The following is a 26955-nucleotide window of genomic DNA, read 5'->3' as shown; positions in this document are numbered from 1 at the left end:
CCGCGATTTCGACGACAACCCCGCCCGAACCGGCCACCCGGGGCATCAGAACAGCCCCTTCGGTGCCGGAGCGGTGGCGAGGACCCCGAGGAGCGCGACGATCGACAGCTGCCGGACCTCGTCGACGCTCAGTTCCGGCAGCCGTTCGGCGAGGGCGAGGAACCGGTCGATCTCCTCCGGCGACAGGACGGGCTCGGCCAGCAGCCGGAACTTCGCGACGTAGTCGGCCCGCGCGAACGGGCGGGCGCCGAGCGGGTGGGCGTCGGCGACGGCGATCTCGTCCTCGATCACGGTGCCGTCGTTCAGCGTCACGACCACGCGACCGCCGAAGGCCTTCTCGTTCGGGTCTTCCGAGTGATACCGGCGCGTCCACTCCGCATCCTCCGCCGTGGTGATCTTGTGCCACAGCGCGACGGTGTCCTCACGGCCCGCGCGCTCCGGGGTGTAGGAGTCGACGTGGTGCCAGCCGCCATCCTGCAGGGCGACCGCGAAGATGTACGGGATCGAGTGGTCGAGGGTCTCGCGCGAGGCGGTCGGGTCGTACTTCTGCGGGTCGTTCGCGCCGGATCCGATGACGTAGTGCGTGTGGTGCGAGGTGTGCAGCACGATCGAGGCGACGTCGGCGGGGTCGAACGCGGCCTCCCCGTGCAGCTTCCGCGCGAGGTCGATCCACGCCTGCGCCTGATACTCCGCCGAGTGCTCCTTCGTGTAAGAGTCCAGGATGCCGCGCTTGGACTCACCCTCAGCGGGCAGCGGCACCTCGTACGAGGCGTCGGGACCGTCGAGCATCCAGGCGATGACCCCGTCCTCGCCTTCGTAGATCGGCGACGGGCTGGTCTCGCCGCGCATCGCGCGGTCGACGGCTTCGATCGCCATCTTCCCGGCGAAGGCGGGGGCGTGCGCCTTCCAGGTCGAGATCTCGCCCTTACGCGACTGGCGCGTTGCGGTGGTGGTGTGCAGCGCCTGCCCGACGGCCTGGTAGATCGTCTCGACGGGAAGACCGAGGAGCGTGCCTATCCCGGCCGCGGCCGAGGGCCCGAGGTGCGCGACGTGGTCGATCTTGTGCTTGTGCAGGCAGATCGCCCGAACGAGGTCGATCTGGATCTCGTATCCGGTGGCGAGTCCGCGCACGAGCGCGGCACCGTCGACACCGACATGCTGGGCGACCGCGAGGATCGGAGGGATGTTGTCGCCGGGGTGCGAGTAATCCGCCGCGAGGAAGGTGTCGTGGTAGTCGAGCTCGCGCACCGCCACGCCGTTGGCCCATGCCGCCCACTCGGGCGACGTGCGGCGCTCGAGCGCGCAGCCGAAGACGGTGGCGCCGGATCCGCCGACCGACACGGCGTGGTCGAGGGCCTGCTGTCGGGCGGCGCTCACCGGCGCGCGTCGCAGCGACGCCGCGGCGACGGCGGCGTTGTCGATGACGCGGTTGATGATCATCTCGGTCACGTCGTCGTCGACGCCGACGGGGTCGGCGGCGATCTCGGCGATGCGCCACGCGAGCTGCCCCTCGCGGGGGAGGTGCTCGTCGCTGCGGTGGACGCGGAGGTGGTGCGTGACGGTCATGGCGTGCCTTTCACGGGGTCGGGGTCGGCGGAGAGCGCGGTCAGCACGCTCGTCAGGGCGTGGTGGAGGTGCAGGTGGGTGGCATGGGCGGCGAGTTCGGGGTCGCCGGCCGCGATGGCGTCGGCGATGACCCGATGTTCGGCGACGGATGCCGCGAGACGCTCGGGGTTGTCGCGGGCGAGGCGGCGCACGCGTCCGAGGTGCGTGCGGACGGTCCGGAGGGCTGCGGTCAGGTAGTCGTTGGCGGCGGCGGCATCCACCGCCGCGTCGAACCGGGCGATGAGGGCGTAGTAGTCCTCGAGGCGATCGAGGTCGACGCGGGCGAAGGCGTCGGCGAGGCCGGCGAACGTCCCGTCGTCGGGACGGGAGGCGGCGAGGCGCGCCGCGGTCTCCTCGAGTGCGCGCCGGACGATGAACAGGTGACGGATGTCGTCGGCGTCGATCGGTGCGACGACCGTGACGCGCGGGGACTGCTGCACGAGCAGACCGTCGGCGGCGAGCCGGCCGAGGGCCTCTCGCAACGGCGTCCGGCTCACACCGAGGCGGGCGGCTTGGTCCGTTTCGGAGAGGACGGCACCGGGTGCGAGCGAACCGGCCTGGATCTCCTCCAGGAGCTCGCGGTACGCGCGATCACTCGCTCTCATGCCGCTTCCCACCCACGTCGTCAGTGTATACACAAGGCGCGAATGCGCGCGACTGCGCGCATCAGATTCCCTTCAGCGTATACATCGCATCACCCGTGCTCGCCGAGCGTCCGCAGGAGCGCGTCGAGCGCGGCCCGCTGACCCGCCGCGAGCAGATCTCGCGCCTCGGCCACCGGCACCCAGGCGACGCGGTCCACCTCGGGGAACGAGCGCCGCTCCCCCGATCTCGGCGGCCACTCCATCTCGAACTCGCCGAAGACCGGGTTCGTCACGTCGAGATCCGCCTCGACTGCGAAGAAGTGCAGCACCTTCCGGGATGCCGCCACCGGAGCGAGGGCGACGATCGGCCCCGCCGGCGGTGCGAGCCCCAGCTCCTCGCGGAACTCCCGGCGGGCGGCATCCGCCGCCTCCTCCTCGGCGGGGTTGAACTCGCCCTTGGGGAACGTCCACGATCCGGCATCCTTCCGGGCCCAGAACGGTCCGCCCATGTGCGCGACCAGCACCTCGCGCCCGTCCGCGCCGCGACGGTGGACGATGAGCCCCGCACTGGTGACCGGCATCCCTCGATGATGGCACCAGCCCCTACGCTGGGGGCGTGCCCGACGACATCGCGAACGCACCGGCCGGCCGCTTCCGCGGCGAAACCCTCCCGAGCGGAGCACGCGTCTGGCGCGGCATCCGCTACGCCGAGCCCCCGACCGGCGACGCCCGGTGGCGGGACCCGCGCCCGGCCGCCCCCGCGGACGATGTCATCGACGCGGTCCGCTTCGGCGCCGTCGCACCGCAGAACACCAACCCGGCCATCGACCTCGGCCCCGACGCGGTGTTCGCGGAGGACTGCCTGTTCCTGAACGTCTGGTCGCCGGCGGATGCCGACCCCGTGGGCCTCCCGGTGATGGTGTGGGTGCACGGCGGCGCCTACACGTTCGGCTCCGGCTCGCAGCCGCTCTACGACGGCGAGGCCCTCGCCGCACGCGGCACCGTGGTCGTCACGATCAACTACCGCATCGGCGCGCTCGGTTTCCTCGACCTCTCGGCGAAGAGCACCGACGCGCACCCGTTCGACGGCAACCTCGCACTGAAGGACGTGCTGTGCGCGCTGGAGTGGGTACGCGAGAACATCGCCTCGTTCGGCGGCGATCCGGAGCGGGTGACCGTCTTCGGCGAGTCCGCCGGCGCGGGGCTGGTGACCACGCTCCTCGCCGTCCCGCGCGCGGAGGGTCTGTTCTCGCGCGCGATCGCCGAGTCGTCACCGGTCTCCAGCGTCTATGGCGCCGCCCGCGCGGCATCCGTCACCGACCTCTTCCTCGAGCTCGTCGGCGAGTCCGACCCGGCCGCCCTCCGCGACGTCGCGGTCGATCGGATCGTGCAGGCCGGGACGCGGGTGTTCGCCGAGATCCCGGCGCGTCACCCCGGCACGATCGCGTTCGGTCCGGTCATCGACGGCGACCTCCTCCCTGAGGCGCCGGATGCCGTCCTCGCCGCCGGACGCGGACTCCCGGTGCCGCTGCTCATCGGCACGAACCACGATGAATCGTCGCTGTTCCGCATGATGAAGTCGCCGCTGCTGCCGATCCACGAGGACGACATCGATCGCATGATGGCCGACCTCGCCGCCGAACGACCCGACGTGCCGATCCCGCCGAAGCAGCAGATCCTGGAGGCGTACGAGGGCGTCCGCCACCGCGAGATCGGGCTCGGCATCGCGCGCGACATCGGATTCCGGATGCCGACCCTCTGGGCGGTCGAGGGTCACGCGCGTCGCGCCCCGGTGTGGCTGTACCGCTTCGACCACGCCACCCCGATGCTCCACGCGCTGCGGATCGGGGCGACCCACGCGACCGAGCTCCCCTACGTGTGGGGCACCTTCGGACGTCGCGCCCACGACCTCACCTTCCGGCTCGGCGGTCGCCGCGCGGCCGAGGCGATCTCGGATCGGATGCAGCAGCGATGCCGCGACATCGTCGGCGAGCCCGAGCACCTGGGCGGGGTCGCGCAGGTCGATGCCGACGATCTTCAGACGGTCGATCCACTCGGGGGCGTCGGGGAGACTGCTGAACCGGCGCACGGCATCCCGCGGGAATCGCGTCGTGATCGTCGTGTGCGCACCGTCGCGCAGGAGACGCAAGGCGATGTACATGCCGATCTTCGCGCGGCCACCGGTGAGCAGCGCCCGCTTGCCGGTGAGGTCGGTGCGCGCTTCGCGCTTGGCGTGACTCATCGCCGCACATGACGGACAGAGCTGGTGGTAGAACGCGTCGACGAGCGTGTACGGCTGCTTGCAGATGTAGCAGGGGCGCGCCTTGAGCAGGGTTCCCGCCGTCGGCGCGGTCGTCGCCGTCGAGATCGGGATGCCGCGGGTCTCGTCGTCGATGCGGTCGGGCGCTCCCGTGGCCGTCGCCGCGACGACGGCGCGGTCGGCCCGGGCGATGGCGTCCCGGATCTCACGGCGCCGCACGCGCTTGACGGCCTTGAACATCTTGGCCGTGGCCTGACGCACGGCGACGAAGTCGGGATGCGTCTCGTCGAGTCCGGCCATGCCCTCGAGCACCCGCAGGGTGGCCGCGAGGTCGTCGGGATCGATGCCGGACGGCTCCAGCGCGGTGGGGGCGGGGGTCTCGTCGGGCACATGTGATTCTACGTCGCCTGTTAGCGTGCGACGATGACCTCTCCGCGCCGCATCCATGTCTCCGCGGCCGTGATCGTCGACGCGGAGTCCCGCCTGCTGCTCGTCCGCAAGGCCGGCACGACGGCGTTCATGCAACCGGGTGGCAAGCCCGAGCCCGGCGAGACGCCGGCCGAGACCCTGTCGCGCGAGCTGGCTGAGGAGCTCGGGCTGCACCTCGACCCCTCTGCGCTGCGGGCGCTCGGTCGATACGAGGCGGCCGCCGCCAACGAGCCGGGCTTCGTCGTGGTGGCCGACGTGTTCGCGGCCGACATCGGCGCACAGCATCCGATGATCGGTGCCGAGATCGAAGAGCTGCGCTGGGTGTCGCGCGCCGAGGCCGAAGGTCTCGAGGTCGCTCCGCTCGCGCGAGATCACTTCCTGCCGTAGACGCCCCCTCGACCGCCTGCGGAGCGGCGTCAGGCCTCGGTGGGCGTCGCCTCGGCCGCAGCCTCGTCCTCGGTGGTGGCCACGAGCTGACCGCACGCTCCGTCGATCTCCTTGCCGCGGGTGTCGCGGAGGGTCGTCGGGATGCCGGCGTCGTTGAGGCGACGGACGAACTCGTTCTGCACGTCGCGCTCCGACGCCGTCCACACCGACCCGGGCGTCGGGTTCAGCGGGATCGGGTTCACGTGCACCCAGCCGCGCCCGCGGGCGTTGAGCTTCTCGGCGAGGAGGTCGGCGCGCCAGCCGTGATCGTTCATGTCCTTGATCAGCGCGTACTCGATCGACACGCGTCGCCCGGTCTTGTCGAAGTACTCGCGTGCGGCATCCAGCGCCTCGTCGACCTTCCAGCGCGAGTTGACCGGGATGAGCTCGTCGCGCAGCTGGTCGTCGGGAGCGTGGAGTGACAGCGCGAACGTGACGGGGATATCTTCGGCGGAGAGCTTGCGGATCGCGGGGACGAGACCCACCGTAGACACGGTGATCCCGCGCGCGCTCATACCGAGGCCGTGCTTCTTGTCCACCATGACCCGCACCGCCTGCATCACGCGCGCGTAGTTCGCCAGCGGCTCCCCCATGCCCATGAAGACGATGTTGCTCACACGCTCGGCGCTGTGGTCGGAGCTCTTCTTGCCGCCGAGGCCGCCGGCGGCGATGAGGGCGTTGGCCCGCACGATCTGCTCGACGATCTCCGCCGCCGACATGTTGCGCGTCAGCCCCGCCTGCCCGGTCGCGCAGAACGGGCAGTTCATGCCGCACCCGGCCTGACTCGACACGCACAGCGTGATGCGGCCCGGGTAGCGCATGAGCACCGACTCCACGAGGGCGCCGTCGTGCAGCTTCCAGAGGAACTTGATCGTGTCGCCCCGGTCGGTCTCGAGCCGCCGCACCTCGGTCAGCAGCGGCGGCAGCATCCCGTGGACGAACTCTTCGCGTCCGTCGGCCGGGAGATCGGTCATCGCCGCCGGGTCGTGCGTGTAGTGGGTGAAGTAGTGCTTCTCGAGCTGCCCCGCCCGGAAGCCCGGAAGACCGAGCTCCTTCACCTTGGCCACGCGCTCCTCGGGCGTGAGGTCGGCGAGGTGGACGGGCGGCTTGCCGCGCTTGGGGCTGGCGAACTGCAGCAGCGGCCGGCCCTCTTCGTCCTTCTTCTGGGCCCAGCCCTCGGTGCGCGGGCGGACCTGTCGCGGCTCGGTGCGGCGCACGGGGGGCGGAGTGCTCATCCTCCGAGGGTACGGGAACGGCCTGGCCGCCGCCCGTGTGCGCGGCACTAGCGTGGACCCATGGGTCAGATCACCGTGCGCGACATCACCCCCGACGACGCCGGCGAGGTCCTCACCCTCCAGCGCGCCGCGTTCGTGCAGGAGGCGCTCATCTATCGGTCGGTCGACATGCCGCCGCTCACGCAGACCCTCGACGAGGTGCGCGCGGAGCTGGAGGAGAACCTCGGATGCGTCGCCCTCGACGGCGCCCGCATGGTCGGCGCCGTCCGCGCCCGCCGCGACGGCGACCTCCTCCTCATCGGTCGGATCGCCATCGCCCCCGATCAGCAGGGACGCGGCATCGGCACCACTCTGCTCGACGCCGTCGAGACCCGGGGCCGCGATGCCGGTGCCACGGAGGCCGAGCTCTTCACCGGCTCGCTCAGCGAGGCCAACCTGCGCCTGTACGAGCGCGAGGGGTATCGCGAGACGCAGCGCGTGCCGGGAGACGACGGCATCGAGCAGGTGTTCCTCCGGAAGCCCCTGACGGAGGACTGACATGGATGCCGCCTCCCGCCGCGAACTGGACGCCCTGCGTCGTCGCGCGTGGGGCGCGGGCGGCGGACTCGACGACGATCCCGCGGCGCAGCCCCGGCTGGCCGAGCTCGAGCTCGCCGCCGGCACCCGCGGCACCTGCCTCCCCGAGGAGGCGCACCGTCGGAACGCCCTGCTCGTGGTCATCTCGGCATCCGACATCCCGATCGATGCCCGCCCCGAGGGGATGACCGAGACGGATGCCGTCGGCTTCTGGTGGCGGGCGGACGACAACGTCGAGGTCGTGCTCGCGCCGCTCCCCGCGGCCGCACCGTGATCCCGGTCGCGCCGTGACCGCCAGGCAGTAGCCTGCTCCCGTGGTGCCCCTGGAGAACCTCCTCGCCTTCACGCTCGCCGCCCTGGTGCTCATCGTCATCCCGGGGCCCAGCGTGCTCTTCACGATCGGTCGAGCGCTCGCGCTCGGACGCATCGGCGGCCTGCTCAGCGTGCTCGGAAACGCCCTCGGGCTCCTCCCGATCATCGGCCTCGTGGCCCTCGGCGTCGGCGGGATCGTCGCGCGGTCGGCGGTCCTGTTCACCGCGGTCAAGATCGTCGGGGCGCTCTACCTCGCCTACCTCGGCATCCAGGCGATCCGCCACCGGAACCGCGCGGCCGGCGGCGCGGACTCCGCCCCGGCCGCGGGATCGGCGTGGCGACAGCTCGGCGCCGGTTTCGTCGTGGGGGTGACGAATCCGAAGAGCATCGCGTTCTTCGTCGCCGTCCTCCCCCAGTTCGTCGACCTGGACGCCGGAGCGGTGCCCCTGCAGATGGTCGAGCTCGGCCTGGTGTTCTTCGCGCTCGCCCTCATCTCCGACGGCGCGTGGGCGCTCGCCGCCGCGGCGGCGCGAACCTGGTTCGGACGGTCGCCGAAGCGCCTCGCGACGTTGTCGGCCACCGGCGGCGGCATGATGATCGGCCTCGGCGGCGTCCTGCTCTTCAGCGGGTCGACCCACTGACCCGCCGGGAGGCCGGCCCGTCCTCAGAGGAAGATGTCGGGGAAGAGCGCGTCGTCCGGGGTGCCGGGCACCGCGGCGTACCGCGAGAAGTCGGTGACGCCCGCGTCCTCCAGCACGTCTTCGACGATGAGCGTCTGACCGGTGTACGACGACGCCGGCCGCGTGACGACCTCGTAGGCGGCGTCGGCGTAGATCTCCGGCGTGCGACTGACCTTCATCATGCGGTCGCCGCCGAGGGAGAACTGCACCGCGGCGGTCGCGATCGTCGTCCGCGGCCACAGGGTGTTCGCGGCGATCCCGGCGGAGGCGAACTCCGCCCCGATCCCGAGCGTCGCCATGGTCATCCCGTACTTCGCCAGCGTGTACCCGGTGTGGGCGCCGAGCCACTTCGGCGAGAGGTTCAGGGGCGGCGAGAGCGACAGGATGTGCGGGTTCTCGGCATCCTTCAGCATCGGCAGGGCCGCCCGCGAGAGCAGGAACGTCCCGCGGACGTTGACGTCCTGCATCAGGTCGTACTTCTTCATCGACAGGGCTTCGGTGCCCGACAGGTCGATGACGGAGGCGTTGTTGACGACGACGTCGATGCCGCCGAACTCGCCCTGTGTCATCAGGACCGCCTCGGTCACGTCGTCGTCGTTGCGGACGTCGCCGACGATCGGGAGGGCGTTGCCGCCGGCCGCACGGATCTGCTCGGCCGCGGTGTGCACGGTGCCCTCGAGCTTCGGATGCGGGGTGTCGGTCTTGGCGAGGATGGCGACGTTCGCCCCGTCGCGGGCGGCGCGCAGCGCGATCGCGAGGCCGATGCCGCGGCTGCCCCCGGAGAGGAGCACGGTCTTCCCCGCGAGGCTCGTGCGCGAAGCACCCGTTTCGCCGGGGGTGGTCACGGAGTCGTTCTCGGTCATCGGGCGTCCTTTCCGGAAGCGAAGGCCCGGATGCGTGCGGCCGCCTCCGGGGTGTCGAATCGTGCGCCGATCGTGGCGGCCTCATCGGCGAGGTTGGCGGCGAAGTCGCGCTCCGCACCGGCGCGGACGAGCCGCTTGGCCTGACCGTACGCCCCCGTCGCCCCCGTGAGCCAGCTCCGGGCGACGGCGAGCGCGCGCCCGGCGACGTCGGCGGGCGTGACGACCTCGGTCACGAGCCCCCAGTCGAGGGCCGTGTCCGCATCGATCGTGACGTCCTGCAGCAGCATGCGCAGGGCCCGGCGCTGACCGATGGCGGCGGGGAGGAGGGTGGAGACTCCGAGGTCGGGGGTGAGTCCGATCTCGGCGTACTTGCTCACGAAGCGCGCGCTCTCGGACGCGACGATGTAGTCCGCCGCGAGCATGAGGCCGAGCCCGCCGCCGGCGACGGCGCCCTGGACGGCCGCGACGACGGGGATCGACGATTCCACGAACGCACGGATGCCGTCGTGGATGACGTGCGCGGTCTCGGTGACCGCCCCGCCGTCGGCACCGGACGTGGCCATCTCGCGCACGTCGCCCCCGGCGCAGAACGCCGGCCCCGAGGCCTCGATGAGGACGGCCCCGACCGTGTCGTCGCTGGTGATCTCGCGCGCGATGTCACGCCACAGGCGACCCATCGCGAAGCCCATGGCGTTCAGGGACGCCGGGCGGTTGAAGCGCACGCGCGCGAGGGCCCCCTCACGGGCGAGGAGGATCGACGAGTCGTCTGAGTGCATGTCGGTGGTGTCCCCGCTCATTTCGGTGCCATCCGGATCGCGCCGTCGAGGCGGATCGTCTCGCCGTTCAGGTAGCCGTTGTCGACGATCGCCATCACCAGTCGCGCGTACTCGTCGGGTTTCCCGAGCCGGGCGGGATAGGGCACCTGCCGACCGAGCGAGTCCTGCGCGGGCTGCGGGAGCCCCGCGAGCATGGGCGTCTCCATGATCCCGGGGGCGATGGTGACCACCCGGATCGCGTGCCGGGCGAGCTCACGCGCGATCGGGAGGGTCATCGCGTGGACGCCGCCCTTGCTGGCCGCGTACGCGGGCTGACCGATCTGCCCGTCGAAGGCTGCGACGCTCGCCGTGCTGATGATGACGCCGCGGTCCCCGGAGCCGTCCGGCTCGGTACGGGCCATCGCGGCGGCACCGTGCGCGATGACGGTGTAGGTGCCGAGGAGGTTCACGCGGACGAGGCGCTCGAAGTCGGCGATCGGGGTGGGGACGCCGTCTCGATCGAGGACCTTCGCGGGCGGGGCGATCCCCGCGCAGTTGACGACGACGCGCAGCGGGCCGGCTTCGCCCGCCTGCGCCACGGCGGCCGCGACCTGCTCCGGGTCGGTGACGTCGGCCGCGGCGAAGGACGCCCCGATCTCGGCCGCCACGTCCGCACCGGGAGACCCGGGGAGGTCGACGAGCGTGACGGCGGCGCCGGCGTCGATGAGGCGTCGGGCCGTGGCGAGGCCCAGGCCGCTGGCACCGCCGGTGACCAGGGCGGCGGCGGAGGTGAGGTCCATCCGTTCTCCTTCGAACTGCGCCCGGGGGCGTCGACATCACATGTCAGCTTAGGCGGGACTGCGTCTCACGAGGAATCGGGGTCGCCCCGGGCGCCGTCCGGTGCCAGGATGGCGGCATGGCCGAGCCCCATCCGCTCATGTTCGACCCGGATGACCCTTCCCTCGCGCGAGTGCGCGAGATCGCGCTCGCCCTCCCCGGCGCCGCCGAGAAGGTGAGCCACGGCCGGCCCGCCTTCTTCACCGTGAAGGTCTTCTGCTACTACGGGGGCGCGGCGAAGGCCGACATGACCCGACGCCACGACGAGGCGGTCCTCTTCCTCCCCGACCCGGGCGACGCGGCCGCGCTGGCGCAGGACCCCCGCGTCTGGGTCCCCGCCTATCTCGGCCCGAGCGGCTGGCTCGCGATCGACCTCGCGGATGCCGAGCCCGGCGAGATCGGTGAACTCCTCGACGCGTCCTTCCGCCGCACGGCACCGGCGCGGCTCGTGCGCGAACTCGATGCCCGCGGGTGAGCGCGGCGCCCGTCAGCCGGGGCCGAGGATGAAGTTCCACGTGCCGGCGGCGAGGGCCGCGGCGACCGCGACGAGGGCGATCCCCGCCCCCACGGCGATGAGCGCCCATTCGCGCCCGCCGAACGTCGAGATGCGTGCCCACGTCCGCGGTCCCGGAGCGCCGAAGCCGCGTGCCTCCATCGCGGTGGCGAGCTTCGCACCGCGACGGATGGACAGCACGAGCAGCGCGAACGCCATCCCGAGGAACCGGCGCAGCCGCCCCCGGTCGGCGACACCGCGGGCGCGGCGGGCGAGTTCGAGCGCGCGCCAGTCGTCGAGGAAGAGACCGACCATCCGCAGGCCCGCGAGCGCCCCCAGCACGAACCGCGCCGGAAGCCGCCAGATCTGCGACAGTCCGTCGGCGAGGTCCGTGGGATCGACGCTCGCGAAGAGCACGACAGACGGCAGGGCGATGGCGAGCACGCGCAGCGTCGTCGCCAGGGCCAGCTCGAGCGATCCGTCGCTGACGCGCACCGCGAGCCACTCGACGTAGACCTGTCCGCTCGTCCGCCCGTAGAGGGCGATCGTCACGCCGGTGAGCGGAGCGAGGGCCCACACGAGCCACGTCCGCCGCCAGAACTCGCCCCATCGGAGCCCCGCCCACGGCATCAGGAGCAGCTCGACGAAAAGCGCCGCCCCCGCCGAGACGACGTCGAGGGTCAAGACGAGCGGCACGGTGAGCACCATCGTCGCGGCGAGCTTCGCCACGGGGTTCACCCGCGCCATCGTGCTCGTGCGCGCCTGGTCCGGCGCCAGCGTCATCGCGTCGCCCCGCGGATCTCGACCCGCGCGGCGTGGAGGGCACGCACGACGTCGGCGTCGTGCGTGATCGTCACGATCGCCGACCCCTCGTCCCGCAGGCGCGCGAGGAGCGCGACCATCTCCCCCCACGTCCGCGCGTCCTGCCCGAACGTCGGCTCGTCGAGGACCAGCACCCGCGGCGCGGTCGCGAGCGCCGCGGCCACCGTGAGACGGCGCTTCTCCCCTCCGGAGAGCGTGTACGGGTTGGCGGCGGCCAGATGATCCAGCCGGAGGCGCGCGAGGAGCTCATCGACCACGGCGTCCCGCGCCGCGGCATCCTGTCCGAGGGCGCGCGGCCCGACCTCGAGCTCGGCCCGCACCGTGCGCTCGAGCAGCTGATGCTCGGGGCCCTGGAAGACCGTGCCGATGCGCGTGAGCAGCTGCCTCGATCGCCAGCGGATCGGCGCGGGGCCCGCCCCGGCGGCGAGCGCGTCCGAGGCTTCGAGGAGACCGGATGCCGGGGCGATGAGCCCCGCGAGCGTGAGACCGAGGGTCGACTTCCCCGCGCCGTTCGGCCCGGTGATCGCCAGCGCCGCGCCGGCACGCACGTCCGCATCGATACCGGAGGCCACCGGAGTGCCCGCCACGCGCTGCACCGCGAGGTCGCGGGCGCGCAGGAGCACGTCACCGGGCGCCGAGGCGGGCGGGGCGGGATGCGGCGGGGGCGAGGCGGGGACCCAGACCCCGGCATCCGTCAACCGTGCGCGCTGCGCGCCCAGAACCTCGGCGGGCGTCCCGTCGGCGATCACGCCCTCATCACCCGCGCCCAGGACGATCACCCGCGTGACCAGCGGAAGCCACACCTCCACGCGATGCTCGACGACCACGAGGGTCGCCGGGTGGGCGTCGAGGAGGCCGCCGACGGCGGCGCGCACCTCGGCGACACCGTGCGGGTCGAGGTTGGCGGTGGGTTCGTCGAGCAGGATCAGCCCCGGCCGCATCGCGAGGACGCCGGCGAGCGCCATCCGCTGCTTCTGCCCGCCGGAGAGCTCCTTCGTCGCGCGGTCCAGCGGCACGTCGAGCCCGACCGCCTCGCGGGCGGCGTGCACGCGTGGCCAGATCTCGTCGTGCGGGATGCCGAGGTTCTCGCAGCCGAACGCGATGTCGTCGCCGACCCGGGCGAGGATCACCTGCGCATCGGGATCCTGCAGGAGGAGGCCCGCGCGCCCGCGCGCGGCTTCCGCGGGAACGTCGTCGAGGAGCAGCTCCCCCTCGGACTCGCCCTCCTCCGCGCCGCCGAGCACGCCCGCAAGCCCCTGGAGGAGCGTGGACTTCCCGGCCCCGGATGCGCCGAGGAGGAGGACCCGCTCCCCCGGCTCGATCCGCAGGTCGAGGCCACGCACCGCCCAGGCGCGTCGCGACGCGTGCCGCCAGCCCCATCCGCGCACCCGCACCGCGGCCGCGGTGCCCGGCATCCGCGACACGCTCAGACGCGGGTGCGGTGCGCGCGACCCGACGCGAACCGGTCGAGGGCGCCGGTGGCCGCGAGGCCGCGCGCGATCGCCCACGACAGCGCACCGGCGATCACCGCGCCCGAGATCATCGTGCTGATGAGGTAGACGACGACGAAGGTGATGTCGGCGCCGGCGTACCAGAGCAGGAGGTTGTTCACGCCGCCGAGGAGGGCCGCCCCGATCCCCGCGAGGACGGCGACCGGCAGCGACCAGCGGCGGTAGAAGAAGGCGAGGAAGATCAGCTCGGCACCGAGGCCCTGCACGAGCCCCGCCTCGAGGGTGAGGAACGCGCCCCACGTGTTGCCGACCAGCGTGAGCGCCGACACGGCCGCCGCGACGAGTTCGGTGTACACCGCCGCGCCGGGCTTGCGGATGATGAGGGCGCCGAGGACGCCCGCGAACAGCCAGGGTCCGTCGAGGAGTCCCTGGAGCCCCGGCAGGAGCGGCTCGAGGAACGCGCTCGGACCGCGGTAGGCGACGTTCCACAGCAGGAAGACGAGTCCGCACGCGACGCCCAGGACGCTGGCGACGACGATGTCGACGACGCGCCAGCGGTGCGTCCGCGGCGGCGTCGAGGTGGGGACGGACGTGGACGTGGATGCAGACATCGATGCTCCTCCCTGCGCCGGCATGATCCGGATCAGGTTCGACGGTCGAAGCGTGGATCGCTTCCTCTCAGCCCGGCTCACCGGACTCCCGTGGTTGTGCGCTCGAGTATAGCGGCGCCCGGGCGCGGTATCTTGGCCGGGTGAGCGTGGACGAAGCCCCGGCGACGACGCGTCGCGCGCGTCGGGAGAACGTCGCGTCGACGACGGGCCCGACCCCGACGGGGGCGCTGGCGTGGCTCGACCCGAAGCGGGTCACGGGCGCGTCGTCCCGGACCGACTTCGCCACGGCATCCGCTCCCTTCGTCCCGGTCGAACCCGACCTGCTCGCCGACGCCCCGCGCCGCTCGATCCTCCGCCCGGGGGTCCTCATCCCGGTCGGGGTGTTCGCCGCGCTCGCCGGCGCGTATGCGGCCACCACCCTCCTCTGGCCGCTGCACGCCGTGGCACCGGAGGTGGCCCCCGTGCAGGTCGAGCCGATCGCCTCGGTCGCTGCGGCTCCGGCGTGGCCCGGCGCGGGATCGGCGGCGATCGCGGTCGAGGGCATCGACGAGACGCTCGCGTCGTCGCTGGATCCGGCATCCATCGCCAGCATCACCAAGGTCGTCACGGCGCTGATGATCCTCGACGAGCTGCCCCTCGCCCCGGGCGAGCAGGGCCCGGAGTACCGGTTCCGTTACGCGGACATGCTCGAGTACTGGGACTACCGCGCCCGCGGGGAGTCCGCCCTCGACGTCCCGATCGACGGCGCACTCACGCAGTACCAGATGCTCGAGGGGATCCTCGTGGGGTCGGCGAACAACTACGCCGAGCGCCTCGCATCCACGATCTGGCCCTCGGACCAGGTGTTCGCCTCGGCGGCACGGTCGTGGCTGGCCACCCACGGCATCCCCGGCATCACCGTCGTCGAGCCGACGGGCATGGACCTGGGGAACACCGCCACCGCCGAGGCGCTCATCCCGCTGGCGAAGAAGGCGATGGAGAACCCGGTGGTCGCCGAGATCGTCTCGAAGCAGGCGATCGAGCTCCCGGGCGCCGGCCGGGTGGAGAACACCAACGGACTCCTCGCCGACCCCGGCGTGCTCGGCATCAAGACCGGCACCCTCGACGCGTGGAACCTCCTCTCGGCGAAGGACGTCGTCGCCGGTGAGACCACCGTCCGGCTGTACGCCGCCGTCCTCGGCCAGCCCGATGACGCGGCGCGGGTCGAGGCGTCGCGCGCGCTGTACGCGCAGCTGGAGCAGGAGCTGCAGCCGCGGCCGTCCGTCACCGCCGACACCGTCGCGGGGCTCGTCCGCACGGAGTGGGGCGAGGAGGTCTCGATCGTCACGGCGAGCGACGCGGCCGTCGTCCTGTGGAACGGCGGGGCCGGAACGGTGTCGACCCGGTACGACCTCGGCGACGCCCGCACCGCCGGCGACGTCGTCGGAGCGCTCTCGGTCGACGGTCCGCTCGACGACGACCTCGTCGACCTGCGGCTGGCCGAAGACATCGAGCCCCCGAGCGTCTGGTGGCGCCTCACCCACCCGCTCGAACTCTTCGGCCTCGCCGACTGATCCTCACGCGGGCTCAGGCGGGCGGCCGAGGACCTCGCGCCGTCAGGCGAAGCGCACCCGCTGCTGCAGACGCGTACGCGCGTCGAAGACCTCGTTGCCGCCCATCGCGCGCGCGCCGGTGAGCCCGCGGCGGAGGATCGTCGACAGCGCGCTGCGCGCGACGACCGCGACGGGCACACCGCGCACCTTGCCGAGCTCGGTGATCGCCTGGTCGAGGTCGTCGTCGGGGAGCACCACGATCGCGCCGCGGAAGCGCACCCCCGCCGCACGACCCATGCCGCGCACGCGCGCGACGAGGTCCGCGATCGGCGTGCCCACCACGCCGTCGCCCACGATCTCGCCGCGACGGACACCGACCGGTCCGCCGAAGTCCTCCGACAGCACCCCGTAGAGGCCGCTCGGGCCCAGCACGATGTGGTCGATCTTGTCGTCGGATCCGGCGTCGCGACCCTCGACCATCACGTCGTGCCACACCGTGTACCCCATGCCGAGATCGGCGACGATGCGGGCGGTCGCCTCCTCGGCGAGCGCGTCGGCGAGCAGCCGTCGCAGGTGGTGCGGGGCGGTGCGCACGAGCGCCGGGTCGTACGGGTCCTCCAGCGGAACGCCGCGGCCGACCCACTCGCGCATGAGGTCGAGGTAGCGCTCGCGTCGCCAGCCACCCGGATGCCCGTGCGAACGGGCCCGCGGACGGGTGTCGCGGGAGGCCGCCCGCGGGGCGCGCCACGCGGTGGCATCGGATGCCGACCCCGCGGCATCCGACCACTCCGGCGCCGCGCTCGAGCCGAAGCCGTGCCCGCGGTCGTACGCCGCGCGGGCGTCGGCGGTGCCGACGAGCTCCCACGCGCGCTGGACCTGCACGAAGGTCGCGGCGTCGCCGCCGGTGTCGGGATGGGTCTGTCGCAGACGCAGGCGGTAGGCCTTGCGGAGGGCGTCGTCGTCGACGTCGGGGGCGACCCCCAGCACGTCGTACGCGGAGGCCGACAGCGGGCTGTCGAACATCCCGCTCCTTCCTCAGTCGTTCTCGGGTCGTCTCTCGTTCCGGCGGGCGTAGGCCGCCGCGCTGCGGCTCGACAGCGCGAGCAGCAGCAGGATGTCCAGGCTCAGCGACAGGAACGTCCCGTCCAGGGTGATCTCCTCGCCCCGCACCCACCACGCGGTGAACACGGTGCTGATGGAGATGACCGAGAACAGCATGACGAGCACGCGCGGCCAGTTATGGCCACGATAGATCAGGATTCCGAGCACGGCGTCGATGAGGAGGAACGTGCTCCCTCCGATGAGCACCAGCCCGAGGAGGATCGCCTTCACGTCCGGCGACCCGAGCGAGGGGTCGGCCGCGATCGCGTCGGCGAAGAACGTGTCCCACTCCCGCGCGATCTCCCACAGGATGAGCGCCCCGGCGATCACCCGGAGGAGCACCAGGAGACTCCCCGCGACGGTCGTGGCCGGTCGCGGCATGTCCGGGTCGTAGCGGACGGGCGAGAGCAGCAGCGCCCCCGGCTCGTACGCCGGCCGCTTGTGCGGCGCGTGGTGGTGCGCGTGCGCGTGGTCGGGGTTCACGACCTCACCTCCTCGTCGGCGGGATGGGCGACCGTAACCGCGCGGACGTCGATGATCGGCAGATCCCCGTCGGTGCGGATGCTGTCTCCCCCGCCGTTCCGGGCGTGGTAGCCGGTGGCGAAGTCGGCGATGACGTCCACCCGCACGCGCGGGTCGGCCTCCGACACGGTGCGGACGATGTGGTCACGCTCGACATCCGTGTCGGCGTCGATCTTGTGGGTGACCTGGAGGGTGAACAGCGACAGCCCGACACGGGTGTCGAAGGTGCCCGCCGCGAGCCAGTCCACGCGCGTGCCGCCGGGGAGGAGCCAGCCGTCGGGGCACCGCCAGAACCGCACGTGGTGGCGCTGGGCGGGATTGCCGTCGACCTCCTGCTGGTAGGCGAAGTCCTGCTGGCGCCCGAACAGGAAAAGGGGGCTGACCGGGGCTTCGTGGTAGCTCCGCCGACGGAGCGTCGAGGTGATGATGCGCCACGACGACGCGAGGGTCACCGGGTCGGCCTTCGTCCACCCGGCGCGGCGCATCGCCTGCTCGATCTGCGCCCCCTCGCCGAGGAGGGCGAGGTTCACCGGATCGCCGAGGAGGCCGTCGCTCGTGCGCGTGCGACCGATGAAGTAGTCCGGCACGTACACGGTCGTGAGGATCCGGTGCAGGCGCGGGAGCACCAGGTAGGCCAGGAGCACCCAGAAGCCGATGAAGAAGGGGAGCCCCCACCAACCCACGCGGAACGATTCGGTGAAGCTGAGGTAGGCCAGCCAGACCGCCGCGAGGCCCGCGAAGACGAAGAAGAACCAGTCGACGGCGATGCCGAGCGAGTACGTCCGGCGGCGAGTCCCGGTCATCGTCCCCTCACCCCCGGAGCGGCTCGTCGGGGACGAAGGCGAGAGCGGATGCCGCGAGCCCGGGGTCGATCTCCGCAAGCGTCGCGGGCTGCCACCGGGGCGAACGGTCCTTGTCGATGAGCTGCGCGCGCACGCCCTCGGGGAGGTCGGGCTGGGTGTGGGCGAACCACATCACCAGCCCGTACTCCTGACCGAGCGCCGCACGGAGGTCCGGCAGCTCGCGCGCGCGGCGGACGGCGGCCAGGGTCACCGTCAACGCCGTCGGCGAGAGCTCCTCGAGGGTGTCGGCGGCGGCGTGCGCGGCATCCTCGTCGCGCGCCCGGAGCCGCTCGATGATCTCGGGGACCGTGTCGGCCGCGAACGCGTCGTCGATCCAGACGCGCGCGGCGGCGAGGCGGGACGGTTCCGGCGTCTCGTCGAAGAGGAGCACGAGCTCGGTCGGGGTCTCCGGATCCGCACGCCGCTCGAACGCCTCACGGAGGGCGTCGAGGTGGGCGCGGGGCACGCAGTGGTCGGCGAATCCGGCGTAGACCGCGTCGGCGGCATCCATCGTCCCGCCGGTCAGCGCGAGGAACTCCCCCAGCCGGCCCGGCGCGCGGGCGAGCAGCCACGAACCGCCGACGTCCGGGGTGAACCCGATCCGGGTCTCGGGCATCGCCAACCGCGAGGTCTCGGTGACGATGCGGATCGCCGCGTGGCCCGCGACGCCGATCCCGCCCCCCATCGTGATGCCGTCCGCGAGCGCGATGACGGGCTTCGGGTACTCGGCGATGCGGGCGTTGAGCGCGTACTCCTCCTGGAAGAAGAGCGCCACCTCCGCCGGGTGTCCCGCGGTGATGCGGGAGGCGAGGTCGCGCACGTCGCCGCCCGCGCAGAGCCCCCGGTCGCCCGCTCCGTCGATGAGGACGACGTCGATGTCGGTGTCGTCCTCCCACGCGTCCAGCGCGGCATGCAGAGCCCGGATCATCTCGAGGTCGAGGGCGTTGATCGCGCGGGGCCGATTGAGCGTCAGCCACCCGAGTCTGCCCGCGGGACGGGCGAGGACGGTGGGTGCGGCGTCGTCGGTCACGGCACACACGTTACCGGGGCGGCACCCCCGCCATCGGGGTGCCTCCGCGGAGCGTTTCTGCATCGCCGCGTCCGATCCGACAGGATGGGGGGACCTGACCGCAGAACGACGACACCGACGAGAGGCGCGGCATGCCCGACGCATTGGCGCTCGAGTTCACCGGACTCACGAAAGACTTCGGCCGCATCCGGGCCGTCTCCGACTTCACCGCCCGCGTGGAACCGGGGCTGGTGACCGGCTTCCTGGGGCCCAACGGCGCGGGGAAGACCACCACCCTCCGCATGCTGCTCGGGCTCGTCCGCGCCACACACGGGACGGCGACGGTGGGCGGGCGCCCGTACGCGGAGCTGCGGCATCCGCTGCGCTCGGTGGGCGCGGCCCTCGAGGCCTCCAGCTTCCACCCGGGCCGCACCGGCGCGGGACACCTCCGGGTCCTCGCCGCGGCGGCGGGTCTTCCCCGCACCCGCGTGGACGAGACCCTCGCCCTCGTCGGACTCTCGGATGCCGCCGGCCGGAAGGTCGGGGGCTATTCCCTCGGCATGCGTCAGCGACTCGGACTCGCCTCGGCGCTCCTCGGCGACCCCGGCGTCCTCGTCCTCGACGAGCCGTCCAACGGCCTCGACCCGGAGGGCATCCGCTGGATGCGCCGGCTCCTGCAGGAGCTCGCCCGCGAGGGTCGCACGGTGCTCGTCTCCTCGCACCTCCTCGCCGAAGTGCAGCAGACCGCCGATGCGGTGCTGATCATCTCCCGCGGGCAGCGCGTCTTCCAGGGCGGCCTCGACGACCTCGCCGATCCCAACGAGTACGCCACCGTCGTCGACGCCCCCGATCGACAGAGCCTTCTCGATGCCCTGGGCGCGGCCGGTGCGACCGTGGAGATCATCCGTGGCGGCATCCGCGTGACCGACCGCGATCCGGCCGAGGTCGGCACGATCGCCGCCGCGGCGGGCGTGGCCCTCTCGGGCCTTCAGCGCCGCGGCCCCGCGCTGGAGGAGGTGTTCCTCGACCTCGTCAACGGGACCCGCGTGCACACCCCCGCGGAGCCGCAGGCCGCCGCCGACGAAGGGGCCATCGCCGACGAAGAGCTAACGACCGAGGAAAGAGGTGAGCTGCGATGACGCTCGCCGCAGCGGTCCGCTCCGAGTCCGTCAAGCAGATCACCACCTCGATGTGGTGGCTGCTCGCAATCATCCTCGTCGCCTACGTCGCCTTCACCGCGGCGGCGCTCGGGTTCGTCTTCGCCGCCTCGGCGAGCGGCGCACTCCCCGGGCAGCAGATGACGATCGACCCGTCGATCCTCCCGCCGACGATCTACAGCTCCGCCACCTCCGTCGGCTACGTCTTCCCGCTCCTCATCGGCACCCTGATGGTCACGAGCGAGTTCCGCCACCAGACGCTCACCCCCACCTTCCTCGCCTTCCCCCGGCGCGGCACGGCGCTCGCGGGCAAGGTCGTGGTCGGCATCCTGCTCGGCCTCCTCTACGGCGTGCTCGGAACGCTCGCGGCCGTCGGCGCCGGCGCGGGGTTCCTCGCCGGATTCGGCATCGACACGGGTCTCGGCGAGGCCGACACGTGGGCGCTCATCGGGCGGATGCTGATCGCCTTCGTCTTGTGGGTCCTCATCGGCATCGGTGTCGGTGCGCTCGTCCGCAACCAGGTGGGCGCCGTCGTCGGCGTGCTGGTGTTCACCCAGTTCCTCGAGCCGATCGGCCGTGTCGCCGGCTCGTTCGTCGATGGCCTCTCCGAGGTCGTCCGGTTCCTTCCGGGAGCCGCGGGCGACGCCCTCGTCGGCGCGAGCGTCTTCACCGGCATCGGCCCGACCGGTGGCGACGGCGGGACACTCGAGTGGTGGGCCGGCGGCATCGTGCTTCTCGCCTATGCCGCGGTGTTCCTCGTGGTCGGGTGGGCGACCACCTGGCGACGCGACGTCAGCTGACGCCGGGAACGATCACCGGAACCGCCGCGGTCTCGACGATCTCGACGACATCCGTCGCCGCGTCATCGGCGTCCACGTCGATGCGGAGCGCCTGGACGAGCGCGAGCCCGTGGCGGGTCGTGAGGAGGATGCGTTCGAACTCCTCGTGCCCCTCGAGGTCGATGACGACCCCTTCGCGGCGTCGGCGGATCATCGCGAAGTCGTCGCCGCCCGCCGAGCGCCAGCGACCCGCCGCAACGATCCCGCGCACGTGCGTACCGGGGCTCGGTACGCCGCGGAGCCAGGTCCAGACGTCCTCGGTGAGCTGGACCTTCGCGATCTGGGACCGCTCGACCAGCACATTCTCCTTGCGGAATGCGAGGAGGCGCTCCGACCCCGACAGCGCGATTTCGAGCCGGGTGGAATCGAGCAGGAGCGTGACCATGCCCCTAGTCTGCCAGCGTCGCGGCGCACGTTCCGAGGCGTTTGCTCACAGGAGCGCAACGATCCGCGACGCGACGGTTGCCGCGCGGTGGGAGACTTGAGCGATGACCCTGCTCGGCTCCGCGGTGCACCGCGCGCTCGACCGCGTCCGCTCCGGCGCCGCGCTCGACGCCGACGACGCCGAAGCGCTGCTCGCGGCATCCGGTCCCGACGAGGAGACGCTCGCCGCTCTCGCCGGTCGCCTCCGCGACGAGGGGCTCGCCGCGGCCGGACGCGCCGGGGTCATCACGTACTCGCGCAAGGTGTTCGTGCCGCTGACCACCCTCTGCCGCGACCGCTGCCACTACTGCGTGTTCGTCGACACCCCCGGGCAGCTCGCGCTGCTGCAGAAGCCCGCGTACATGTCGCCCGAGCAGGTGCTCCAGGTGGTGCGACAGGGTCAGGCGCTCGGGTGCAAGGAGGCCCTGCTCACCCTCGGCGACCGCCCGGAGGAGCGCTGGCCCGAGGCTCGCGCCTGGCTGGACGACCACGGCTTCGCCTCCACGATCGACTACGTCGCCCACATCGCCGCGCTCATCACGGCCGAGACCGGCATGCTCGTGCACGCCAACCCCGGCGTGATGACGGAAGACGAGCTCCGACGCCTGCGCACCGTGTCGCCGTCGATGGGCATGATGCTCGAAACGACCTCACGGCGGCTGTTCGAGGAGCGCGGTCAGGTCCACTACGGCTCGCCCGACAAGGACCCCGATCTCCGCCTCGCCGTCATCGAAGACGCCGGGCGCCTGCGCGTGCCGTTCACCACCGGCATCCTCGTCGGCATCGGCGAGACGATCCGCGATCGGGCCGAGTCGCTGGTGGCGATCCGCGACGCACACCTCCGTCATGCGGCGTCCGGACGCGGGCACGTGCAGGAGGTGATCGTGCAGAACTTCCGCGCCAAGGCGCAGACGGCGATGCGCGACGCCCCCGACGCCGATCTCGACGAGTACATCCGCACCGTCGCGGTCGCGCGCCTGGTGATGGGCCCGCACATGCGGATCCAGGTGCCGCCGAACCTGTCCGACCCGCGCGAGTTCGCCCGGCTCGTCGCGGCCGGGATCGACGACTGGGGCGGGGTCTCGCCGCTCACCGCGGATCATGTCAACCCAGAGCGCCCGTGGCCGCACGTCGACGACCTCGCCGCGGCCACCGCCGACCTCGGCTACACCCTCCGCGAGCGCCTGACGGCGCACCCGGAGTACGTCCGGGACGCCGAGACCTGGCTCGATCCCGGGCTCGCCCCCGCCGTCGCCGGCCTTGCCGATCCGGACACGGGCCTCGCCGCGGCCGGTTCCCGCGTCTCCGCTGTCGAAAACGCGGGACGGATCGGCCCCGGAGCCCCCGCCGCATCCGCCGAGGCGACATCCGTCCCGCGTCCTTCACCGCGATCGGGCGCCACCCGCCTGGCCGAACGCGCCGCCGACGACCCGGCGAGCCTCGACGACGCCGAATGGGTCGACCTCCTCGAGTCCACCGGCGAGGCGCTCGACGTCCTCGCCCGCACCGCGGACGACGTCCGCCGCTACACCGTCGGCGAGGCGGTGAGCATGGTCGTCAACCGCAACCTCACCTCCACCGGGTTCCGCGCGACGCCGACCGGTGAGCCCGGGACGTTCTCACTCGACGAGGTCGCCGAGATCGCCGCGGATGCCGCCGCCCTCGGCGCCACGGAGATCTGCGTGCAGGGGCGCCTCCCCGACACGGAGGACCCCGCCGCGTACCTGGCGATCGCGCGGACGATCACGGCCGCAGCGCCCGCCCTCCACCTCCACGCGTACCGCCCGCAGGACGTCCGCGACCTCGCCGACCGCGGCGGGCTCGGCCTCCCCGGCGCCCTCGCGGCTTTGCGGGACGCCGGGGTGGACACGGTCCCCGGCACCGGCGTGAAGGTCCTCAGCGAACGCGTCCGCGCCCTCGTGGCCCCCGACGACCTCGACATCGCCCGGTGGGAGGAGGGGATCATCACCGCCCACGAGGCCGGGTTCCGCTCGACCTCGGTGCTCTTCTACGGTCACGTCGAGACCGCTGCCGAGCGCATCGCCCACCTCCGCCGCCTCCGGGGAATCCAGGAGCGCACGCGCGGGTTCACCGAGTTCGTGCCGATCCCCCTCCCCGGTCCCGCCGGCGGCGTCCCCCTCGTGCCCGGGCGCGCCGCGATCGACGAGCACCGGGCGATGGTCGCGGTGTCGCGTCTGCTCCTCAGCGGCAGCATCGCTCACGTGCAGATCCCGTGGACCCGCGTCGGCCGCGATACCGCCGCCACCCTCCTCCGCTCCGGCGGAGACGACCTCGGTGGCACGCTGCTCGACGGGCGCGTCCGCCCCGACACCGGCATCGAGCAGGGATTGGAGTTCCCCCGAGCGGATGCCGAGCGCCTCGTCGCGCGCCTCCTCCGGCCGTTCCGCCAGCGCACCACCGACTACCGCGAGGTGAGCCGGTGACCGCGCGCCGCGTGGAGGTGGCGATCGTCGGCGCCGGGTTCGCCGGGCTCGCGATGGCGATCGCGCTCCAGCGGGCGGGCCGCGACGATTTCGTGCTGCTCGAGCGTGCGGCATCCGTCGGCGGGACCTGGCGCGAGAACACCTACCCCGGCGTCGCGTGCGACGTGCCGGCGCACCTGTACGGCTTCGCCGAGTATCCGCGTCCGGATGCCCCGGGGGTCTACGCGCGGGGCGCCGAGATCCGCGCCTACCTCGAGGACGTCGCCGCTCGCGAGCGCCTCGGCGAGCGCCTGCGCCTTCGCACCGCCGTGACCGCGGCGAGATGGGATGTCTCCGCGGCCGTCTGGCGGATCGAGACCGCGGGCCCCACTGCGGAGACATTCGAGGCCGAGGTGCTGGTGCTCGCGTGCGGGCGGCTCACCGAGCCCTCGATCCCCGACATCGCCGGACTCGAGACCTTCCCCGGGCCGATGTTCCACTCCGCGCGCTGGGATCACGACGTGCCGCTCGCCGACGCCCGGGTCGCCCTCGTCGGAACGGGGGCGAGCGCGGTGCAGATCCTCCCGGAGCTCGCGCGCACCGCCGCGCACGTGACGCTCTTCCAGCGGACTCCGGCGTGGATCGTGCCGCGCGGCGACGCACCCTACACGGATGCCGAGCGCCGACGCCTGAGAGACGACCCCGACGCCCTCGCACGCCTGCGCCGGACGCTGTACCTCCAGGGCGAGGATCGCTTCGCGTCGCGCTCGGGGGACGCCGCGGCCTCGGAGGCTGCCCGCGCGGAAGCCCTGGCGCACCTGCACGCCCAGGTGGCCGACCCCGCCCTCCGCGCCGCACTCACCCCCGATTACGCCTTCGGCTGCACGCGCGTGCTCCTCTCCGACGACTTCTACCCCGCCGTCGCGGGCGACCGGGTGACGCTCGAGCCGACCGCCCTCGCGCAGGTCGACGGCGCCTGTCTGATGTCCGCGGCGGGCCGTGCGCATGACGCCGACGTCGTGATCCTCGCCACCGGCTTCGCCTCCGCGCAGCAGCCTTACGCCGCCCTCGTGCGGGGTGAGGACGACGTCACCCTCGCTGAGCACTGGGCCTCGGGCATGACCTCGTTCGCCTCCACCGTGGTCTCCGGCTTCCCGAACCTCTTCGTCCTCAACGGCCCGAATGCGTCGCTCGGTCACAACTCCGCCGTCCTGATGATCCAGGAGCAGGCCGCGTACGCCGTGAACGCCCTCGCGCACCGCGACACGATGCCCGACGGCGTCCTGCGGGTGCGCCCCGATGCCGAGGTCGCCTACACCGCGGAGATCGACGCGGCGGCGGCATCCACGCCGTGGATCACCGGCGGATGCCGCAGCTGGTACGTCGATCCTCGCTCCGGCCGCCTCACGCTGCTGTGGCCGGGCACGGTCGACGCCTTCCGCGCGCGGCTCGCCCGCACCGACGGATCCGAATTCGCCCCCGCACCGGCGCGGGCGGGAAAGGGAGCACCATGACCATCCCCCTCCGTTTGGGATACAAGGCCTCCGCCGAGCAGTTCGGCCCGGGCGAGCTGCTCGAATTCGCCGTGCTCGCCGAGGAGGTCGGGTTCGACTCGGTGTTCGTGTCGGACCATCTCCAGCCGTGGCTGCACGACGGCGGTCATGCCCCGGCATCCGTTCCGCTCCTCGGCGCGCTCGGCGCGCGCACCTCGCGGGTGCTCATCGGCACCTCCGTGCTCACCCCGACCTTCCGCTACAACCCGACCGTCATCGCGCAGGAGTTCGCCACCCTCGGCGCGCTCTACCCCGGACGCGTGATCCTCGGCGTCGGAACGGGCGAGGCGCTCAATGAGGCGAACCTCGGCTTCGCGTGGCCCGATCCCCCCGAGCGCTTCCAGCGGCTGAAGGAGGCCCTCGGCCTCATCGACCGCCTGTGGAGCGAGGACCGCGTGAGCTTCGACGGCACCTTCTACACGACGCGCAACGTCACGATCTACGACCGCCCCGATGAGCGCGTGCCGGTCTACATCGGCGCATCAGGCCCCGCCGCGACCCGCCTCGCGGGCCGGATCGCCGACGGCTTCATCACCACCAGCGGGAAGAAGCCCGAGCTCTACACCGACACCCTCCTCCCCGCCCTCGACGAGGGATTGGGCAAGGCGGGCCGCACGAGGGACGACATCGACACCCTCATGGAAGTCAAGGTCTCGCTCGCCGACACTCTCGAGGAGGGTCGCGAGAAGACCCGCTTCTGGGCCCCGCTCGCCCTCAGCCCCGACGAGAAAATGGGCACCGACGACCCGATCGAGATGCAGCGCCTCGGCGATGCGCTCCCGATCGAGCGCGCCGCCTCGCGGTTCATCGTCTCGGACGATCCCGACGAGCACGTCGAGCGGATCGCCTGGTACGTCGAGCAGGGCTTCCGCCACCTCGTCTTCCACGACCCGGGTCACGACCAGGAGGCCTTCCTCCGCCGCTACGGCGCGGAGATCCTCCCGCGTCTGCGCGAGCGTTTCGGCGCGTGACCGACACCGCCCGACCCGCCCGCTGGGTCGTCGTCGTCCCGGTCAAGCCCGCCGGCGAGGGGAAGTCGCGCCTGCAGGTCGACGGTGCGCGCCGCACCGACCTCGCCCGTGCGATAGCCCTGGACACCCTCGCCGCCGTCGCCGCGTCCCCCCGGGTGCTTCAGCTCGTCGTCGTCGGCGATGACCCGCAGCTCGCCCGGGAAGCGGCGATGCTCCCCGCGGTCCGCTTCGTCCCCGACCCGCGACCCGGCGGCCTCGACCGCGCCGTCGCCGCCGGCGTCGAGGCGGTCGATCCGCGTGCCGCACTCCCCCGCGCCGCCCTCCTCGGCGACCTCCCCGCCCTGCGCCCGGACGACCTGACGGCGGCGCTCGATCTCGCCGCGGACGTCGATCGCGCCGTCGTGGCCGATGCCGAGGGCACCGGGTCGACCCTCGTCACCGCCGCCGCGGGGGTGCCGTGGGCGTCGTCCTTCGGCGACGGCTCGCTCGCCCGGCATGTGGAGATCGGATGCCGCCTCCTCGACCTTCCGTCGTCGTCGCCGCTCCGGCGCGACGTCGACACGATCGCGCAGCTCCGCGCCGCCCTCGCCCTCGGGGTGGGTCCGCGGACCGCCGCCGCGAGCGCGGGGCTTCCCGACTGAGCC

The 26955-nt window shown here is 72.7% G+C and carries 29 protein-coding genes and 1 riboswitch; of the genes, 14 read left to right on the top strand and 15 right to left on the bottom strand.

Annotation, left to right across the window (positions count from 1 at the left end; translation table 11 throughout):
- Nucleotides 1-45: 45 nt before the first annotated feature.
- The 3 genes from LTL01_RS01850 to LTL01_RS01840 all read right to left on the bottom strand — a co-directional run bounded on the left by LTL01_RS01850 (nucleotide 46) and on the right by LTL01_RS01840 (nucleotide 2770).
- The gene (locus LTL01_RS01850) at nucleotides 46-1566 is read right to left on the bottom strand and encodes an MmgE/PrpD family protein (RefSeq protein WP_236967171.1); all 1521 of its coding nucleotides are present in this window, start codon (nucleotides 1564-1566) and stop codon (nucleotides 46-48) included.
- Nucleotides 1563-2210 (bottom strand): GntR family transcriptional regulator, encoded by a 648-nt coding sequence (locus LTL01_RS01845; protein ID WP_236967170.1) that lies wholly within the window; start codon nucleotides 2208-2210, stop codon nucleotides 1563-1565. The genes LTL01_RS01850 and LTL01_RS01845 overlap by 4 nt, the downstream gene beginning before the upstream one ends.
- A gap of 89 nt (nucleotides 2211-2299) precedes the next feature.
- Nucleotides 2300-2770 (bottom strand): NUDIX domain-containing protein, encoded by a 471-nt coding sequence (locus tag LTL01_RS01840; protein WP_236967169.1) that lies wholly within the window; start codon nucleotides 2768-2770, stop codon nucleotides 2300-2302.
- Nucleotides 2771-2805: 35 nt separating this feature from the next.
- Between LTL01_RS01840 and LTL01_RS01835 the strand changes: the two genes are divergently transcribed.
- From LTL01_RS01835 to LTL01_RS01825, 3 genes are all read left to right on the top strand, one after another.
- Nucleotides 2806-4443 (top strand): carboxylesterase/lipase family protein, encoded by a 1638-nt coding sequence (locus LTL01_RS01835; RefSeq protein WP_505187743.1) that lies wholly within the window; start codon nucleotides 2806-2808, stop codon nucleotides 4441-4443.
- 70 nt (nucleotides 4444-4513) lie between these two features.
- Nucleotides 4514-4705 carry a hypothetical protein gene (locus LTL01_RS14965; protein ID WP_505187742.1) on the top strand — a complete coding sequence of 64 codons (192 nt, stop codon included), beginning with the start codon at nucleotides 4514-4516 and terminating at the stop codon, nucleotides 4703-4705.
- 167 nt (nucleotides 4706-4872) lie between these two features.
- A complete protein-coding gene (locus LTL01_RS01825) occupies nucleotides 4873-5265 on the top strand; it encodes an NUDIX hydrolase (RefSeq protein ID WP_236967168.1) in 393 nt (130 codons plus the stop codon).
- A gap of 29 nt (nucleotides 5266-5294) precedes the next feature.
- Here the strand turns inward: LTL01_RS01825 and rlmN are convergent, their stop codons facing one another.
- Entirely contained in the window at nucleotides 5295-6539 is a 1245-nt protein-coding gene (gene rlmN, locus LTL01_RS01820) for a dual-specificity RNA methyltransferase RlmN (protein WP_053547013.1), read from the bottom strand.
- Nucleotides 6540-6599: 60 nt separating this feature from the next.
- On the opposite strand from rlmN, the gene LTL01_RS01815 reads away from it, so the two are divergent.
- From LTL01_RS01815 to LTL01_RS01805, 3 genes are read left to right on the top strand one after another with little or no spacing between them, the layout of a single operon-like run.
- Nucleotides 6600-7076 (top strand): GNAT family N-acetyltransferase, encoded by a 477-nt coding sequence (locus LTL01_RS01815; protein ID WP_236967167.1) that lies wholly within the window; start codon nucleotides 6600-6602, stop codon nucleotides 7074-7076.
- Between the two features lies 1 nt (nucleotide 7077).
- Entirely contained in the window at nucleotides 7078-7389 is a 312-nt protein-coding gene (locus tag LTL01_RS01810; protein WP_236967166.1) for a hypothetical protein, read from the top strand.
- Nucleotides 7390-7429: 40 nt separating this feature from the next.
- Nucleotides 7430-8068, top strand: coding sequence for a LysE family translocator (locus tag LTL01_RS01805; protein WP_236967165.1), 639 nt, complete (start codon nucleotides 7430-7432; stop codon nucleotides 8066-8068).
- A 23-nt stretch (nucleotides 8069-8091) separates the two neighbouring features.
- Here the strand turns inward: LTL01_RS01805 and LTL01_RS01800 are convergent, their stop codons facing one another.
- The 3 genes from LTL01_RS01800 to LTL01_RS01790 are packed head-to-tail and all read right to left on the bottom strand — an operon-like array spanning nucleotide 8092 to nucleotide 10525.
- Nucleotides 8092-8970, bottom strand: a complete 879-nt coding sequence (locus LTL01_RS01800; protein ID WP_236967164.1) for an SDR family oxidoreductase — start codon at nucleotides 8968-8970, stop codon at nucleotides 8092-8094.
- Complete coding sequence (locus LTL01_RS01795; RefSeq protein WP_236967163.1) at nucleotides 8967-9767, bottom strand: enoyl-CoA hydratase/isomerase family protein; 801 nt, start codon at nucleotides 9765-9767, stop codon at nucleotides 8967-8969. Before LTL01_RS01795 ends, LTL01_RS01800 begins: the two co-directional genes overlap by 4 nt.
- On the bottom strand, nucleotides 9764-10525 hold the full coding sequence (locus LTL01_RS01790; RefSeq protein ID WP_236967162.1) for an SDR family NAD(P)-dependent oxidoreductase: 762 nt from the start codon (nucleotides 10523-10525) through the stop codon (nucleotides 9764-9766). Before LTL01_RS01790 ends, LTL01_RS01795 begins: the two co-directional genes overlap by 4 nt.
- 116 nt (nucleotides 10526-10641) lie before the next feature.
- Here LTL01_RS01790 and LTL01_RS01785 point away from each other — a divergent pair, with 116 nt between their 5' ends.
- Complete coding sequence (locus LTL01_RS01785; RefSeq protein WP_236967161.1) at nucleotides 10642-11037, top strand: MmcQ/YjbR family DNA-binding protein; 396 nt, start codon at nucleotides 10642-10644, stop codon at nucleotides 11035-11037.
- Nucleotides 11038-11049: 12 nt separating this feature from the next.
- Here LTL01_RS01785 and LTL01_RS01780 read toward each other — a convergent pair whose 3' ends face one another.
- The 3 genes from LTL01_RS01780 to LTL01_RS01770 form a co-directional block, all read right to left on the bottom strand.
- The gene (locus LTL01_RS01780) at nucleotides 11050-11838 is read right to left on the bottom strand and encodes an energy-coupling factor transporter transmembrane component T family protein (protein ID WP_236967160.1); all 789 of its coding nucleotides are present in this window, start codon (nucleotides 11836-11838) and stop codon (nucleotides 11050-11052) included.
- Nucleotides 11835-13292, bottom strand: a complete 1458-nt coding sequence (locus LTL01_RS01775) for an ABC transporter ATP-binding protein (RefSeq protein ID WP_236967159.1) — start codon at nucleotides 13290-13292, stop codon at nucleotides 11835-11837. Before LTL01_RS01775 ends, LTL01_RS01780 begins: the two co-directional genes overlap by 4 nt.
- Before the next feature lie 11 nt (nucleotides 13293-13303).
- The gene (locus LTL01_RS01770; RefSeq protein ID WP_236967158.1) at nucleotides 13304-13939 is read right to left on the bottom strand and encodes an ECF transporter S component; all 636 of its coding nucleotides are present in this window, start codon (nucleotides 13937-13939) and stop codon (nucleotides 13304-13306) included.
- A riboswitch (TPP riboswitch) is annotated at nucleotides 13932-14041 on the bottom strand. Its footprint overlaps the gene before it by 8 nt.
- 38 nt (nucleotides 14042-14079) lie before the next feature.
- On the opposite strand from LTL01_RS01770, the gene LTL01_RS01765 reads away from it, so the two are divergent.
- Nucleotides 14080-15492, top strand: a complete 1413-nt coding sequence (locus LTL01_RS01765; RefSeq protein WP_236967157.1) for a D-alanyl-D-alanine carboxypeptidase family protein — start codon at nucleotides 14080-14082, stop codon at nucleotides 15490-15492.
- 42 nt (nucleotides 15493-15534) lie between these two features.
- Here LTL01_RS01765 and LTL01_RS01760 read toward each other — a convergent pair whose 3' ends face one another.
- Genes LTL01_RS01760 through LTL01_RS01745 form a run of 4 tightly spaced genes read right to left on the bottom strand, consistent with a single transcriptional unit; the run spans nucleotide 15535 to nucleotide 18966 of the window.
- On the bottom strand, nucleotides 15535-16494 hold the full coding sequence (locus tag LTL01_RS01760) for a J domain-containing protein (protein WP_236967156.1): 960 nt from the start codon (nucleotides 16492-16494) through the stop codon (nucleotides 15535-15537).
- 12 nt (nucleotides 16495-16506) lie between these two features.
- A complete protein-coding gene (locus LTL01_RS01755) occupies nucleotides 16507-17055 on the bottom strand; it encodes a hypothetical protein (RefSeq protein WP_236967155.1) in 549 nt (182 codons plus the stop codon).
- Nucleotides 17052-17897, bottom strand: coding sequence for an LssY C-terminal domain-containing protein (locus tag LTL01_RS01750; RefSeq protein WP_308195162.1), 846 nt, complete (start codon nucleotides 17895-17897; stop codon nucleotides 17052-17054). The genes LTL01_RS01755 and LTL01_RS01750 overlap by 4 nt, the downstream gene beginning before the upstream one ends.
- A gap of 7 nt (nucleotides 17898-17904) precedes the next feature.
- Nucleotides 17905-18966 (bottom strand): enoyl-CoA hydratase/isomerase family protein, encoded by a 1062-nt coding sequence (locus LTL01_RS01745; protein WP_236967154.1) that lies wholly within the window; start codon nucleotides 18964-18966, stop codon nucleotides 17905-17907.
- Between the two features lie 131 nt (nucleotides 18967-19097).
- Here LTL01_RS01745 and LTL01_RS01740 point away from each other — a divergent pair, with 131 nt between their 5' ends.
- Together LTL01_RS01740 and LTL01_RS01735 are read left to right on the top strand one after the other, a co-directional pair.
- Nucleotides 19098-20084 carry an ABC transporter ATP-binding protein gene (locus LTL01_RS01740; protein WP_236967153.1) on the top strand — a complete coding sequence of 329 codons (987 nt, stop codon included), beginning with the start codon at nucleotides 19098-19100 and terminating at the stop codon, nucleotides 20082-20084.
- Nucleotides 20081-20902: an ABC transporter permease gene (locus LTL01_RS01735; protein WP_236967152.1), complete on the top strand. Its 822-nt coding sequence runs from the start codon at nucleotides 20081-20083 to the stop codon at nucleotides 20900-20902. Before LTL01_RS01740 ends, LTL01_RS01735 begins: the two co-directional genes overlap by 4 nt.
- Here the strand turns inward: LTL01_RS01735 and LTL01_RS01730 are convergent.
- Complete coding sequence (locus LTL01_RS01730; RefSeq protein ID WP_053547000.1) at nucleotides 20895-21326, bottom strand: hypothetical protein; 432 nt, start codon at nucleotides 21324-21326, stop codon at nucleotides 20895-20897. The two genes, LTL01_RS01735 and LTL01_RS01730, sit on opposite strands and share 8 nt — an antisense overlap.
- A gap of 103 nt (nucleotides 21327-21429) precedes the next feature.
- On the opposite strand from LTL01_RS01730, the gene cofG reads away from it, so the two are divergent.
- Genes cofG through cofC form a run of 4 tightly spaced genes read left to right on the top strand, consistent with a single transcriptional unit; the run spans nucleotide 21430 to nucleotide 26952 of the window.
- On the top strand, nucleotides 21430-23808 hold the full coding sequence (gene cofG, locus LTL01_RS01725; protein WP_236967151.1) for a 7,8-didemethyl-8-hydroxy-5-deazariboflavin synthase CofG: 2379 nt from the start codon (nucleotides 21430-21432) through the stop codon (nucleotides 23806-23808).
- Nucleotides 23805-25301, top strand: coding sequence for a flavin-containing monooxygenase (locus tag LTL01_RS01720; RefSeq protein WP_236967150.1), 1497 nt, complete (start codon nucleotides 23805-23807; stop codon nucleotides 25299-25301). Before cofG ends, LTL01_RS01720 begins: the two co-directional genes overlap by 4 nt.
- Nucleotides 25298-26311 (top strand): glucose-6-phosphate dehydrogenase (coenzyme-F420), encoded by a 1014-nt coding sequence (gene fgd, locus LTL01_RS01715; RefSeq protein ID WP_236967149.1) that lies wholly within the window; start codon nucleotides 25298-25300, stop codon nucleotides 26309-26311. The genes LTL01_RS01720 and fgd overlap by 4 nt, the downstream gene beginning before the upstream one ends.
- The gene (gene cofC, locus LTL01_RS01710) at nucleotides 26308-26952 is read left to right on the top strand and encodes a 2-phospho-L-lactate guanylyltransferase (RefSeq protein ID WP_236967148.1); all 645 of its coding nucleotides are present in this window, start codon (nucleotides 26308-26310) and stop codon (nucleotides 26950-26952) included. Before fgd ends, cofC begins: the two co-directional genes overlap by 4 nt.
- Nucleotides 26953-26955: the final 3 nt, after the last annotated feature.

The sequence above is a fragment of the Microbacterium aurantiacum genome, from assembly GCF_021654035.1.
Taxonomy (GTDB): Bacteria; Actinomycetota; Actinomycetes; order Actinomycetales; family Microbacteriaceae; genus Microbacterium; species Microbacterium aurantiacum.
The sequence above is the reverse complement of the archived record's forward strand: the minus strand, read 5'-3'. Positions and strand labels throughout refer to the sequence as shown.